Source organism: uncultured Faecalibaculum sp., assembly GCF_910588395.1.
Classification (GTDB): Bacteria; Bacillota_I; Bacilli_A; order Erysipelotrichales; family Erysipelotrichaceae; genus Faecalibaculum.
This window is the reverse complement of the sequence record NZ_CAJUPA010000085.1, coordinates 1-1705: the sequence shown is the minus strand read 5'-3', so window position 1 is coordinate 1705 and position 1705 is coordinate 1. Positions and strand designations below refer to the sequence as shown.

Annotated in this window: 1 protein-coding gene and 1 pseudogene; both read right to left on the bottom strand. The window is 55.4% G+C overall.

Annotation, left to right across the window (positions count from 1 at the left end; all coding sequences use genetic code 11):
• Positions 1–165: 165 nt before the first annotated feature.
• Positions 166–1488 (bottom strand): virulence-associated E family protein, encoded by a 1323-nt coding sequence (locus QZ305_RS11685; RefSeq protein WP_294732174.1) that lies wholly within the window; start codon positions 1486–1488, stop codon positions 166–168.
• A gap of 25 nt (positions 1489–1513) precedes the next feature.
• Positions 1514–1705 (bottom strand): annotated as a pseudogene (locus QZ305_RS11680) (DNA primase); the annotation flags it as partial.

Below are 1705 nucleotides of genomic sequence, written 5' to 3'. Positions count from 1 at the left end.
CCGCACACAAAACCCGGCTTTCCGTTTTCTGTTCTGATTGATTTTCTTTCTGTTTTTCCGTTGCTTTCGTTGTCAGGGAAAGAAAAAGCCCTGAAAAACGGCATTTGTTAGGCGGCTTCCCGGCAACGGGCTTGACAACGGGAAGGGCAACCAGCCGGCAACCGGCTACGGTTTTCCCCCTTCCAGCCATTCCTCCGGCAGCCCAAGCTGGACGGCTTCCCCTTCGGGCAAAGGCTGGAAACCTGATTTTCCATGCCCTCCGTTGTCAGGCGGCTCCACCCGTTCCCAGCCCTTCTGCCGGTTATAGGGCGGAGGGAAATGCCGGGGATTCTCAAAGGCTTTCCAGCCCGCCGCATAGTTCTTCATGATGGAATTAATATCACGGATGTCATACTGCTTCGGTTCCTCATAAGCCGGGTGTCCCAGCCCTTCATGGTAGATTTGCAAGGAGCATACCATCTTCCCGCCGTACCCGTCCAAGAAGTTCAGAATCCGGGTGGCTAGGGTGTCCTCCGGCATGAATGACCGTTGGTGTTCTTTCAGATACTGCTCCATTGCCGGGCTTAGTTTCAGCTTTACATCCCCCTTCCGGTAAACCTCCATGACCTCCGCCCACATCTGCCCGATATAGGCTCTGGAAGCGGCTTCATCTTCCAGAATGTGAACCTCCGCCGCTTCCGCCTGCACCTGCACCGGCAGGAAACGCCGGTTCCCGGTGCGGTCAAGGGGCAGGAAGTCCAGCGTGTTGGAAGTCCCGGCAAACACGCACTGCCGCTTGTGGTCTTTTGGGTGGACTTCATAGGGGGCTTTGTAGGTTTCCTTCTGGCGGCTCAAAAAGGACTTAATATCCTCAATGCTCTTTGCGTTCGCCGTGGCAATCATTTCCGACATTTCAATAATCCAATGCCCTTGCAGCTTCCGGTATACGTTATCATCGTCTAACTTCCGCAGGTCATCGGAAAACCACTCATCACGGACAGCAAGGAACCGGAAGAAGGTGGACTTCCCGGCTCCCTGACCGCCCACCAGACAGAGCATGACCTCAAACTTTGTCCCCGGCTTGAATACCCGTGCCACTGCCCCCAGCATGAACAGCAGGAGGACTTCGTAATTGTAATCGCTCACCTCCGCACCGAGGAAATGGCGCAGGGCATAGCGCACCCGCTCCGTCCCGTCCCATTGCAGGCTGTTTAAATAATCACGGACAGGGTGATACCGGTATTCATTGGCGGCGACCTTGATAGCCCCCTCAATCCGCTTTTCCGAGGTCAGCCCGTAGTGTTCCTCCAAGTATAGAACCAGATATTGAATATCCACGTCCGTCAGGCGGCTCCCGTCCCGATACCAGCCAAGGGGCTTCACAATGTCAATCCGGTCAGTCAGAAGGTTATTGCTGAACGCCCCACTAAGCAGCGGGTCATATAAAAATACCGCCTTGTAATTCCCCGGCGTGTTGGCGGTCTGCCCTTTTTGCGTGGTTTCCAGCATCTGCCGGACTTCGGCAACCGTCTTTTCACCGTTCCGGCTCTCTGTGGCGGTTTCCCCGGCTTGTCTTTCCGCCGCCGGCAAACTCTGATACCCTCCGCTCAATCCGCTCCACCTCCTTCCCATGCCCCTTGATAACGGCGGCTTTTTCCTCCTTTGTCCCGGTCAGCAGCGTGTCTAAAAGATAACCCACATACTCCCGTTTCTGCATGGCTTCCAC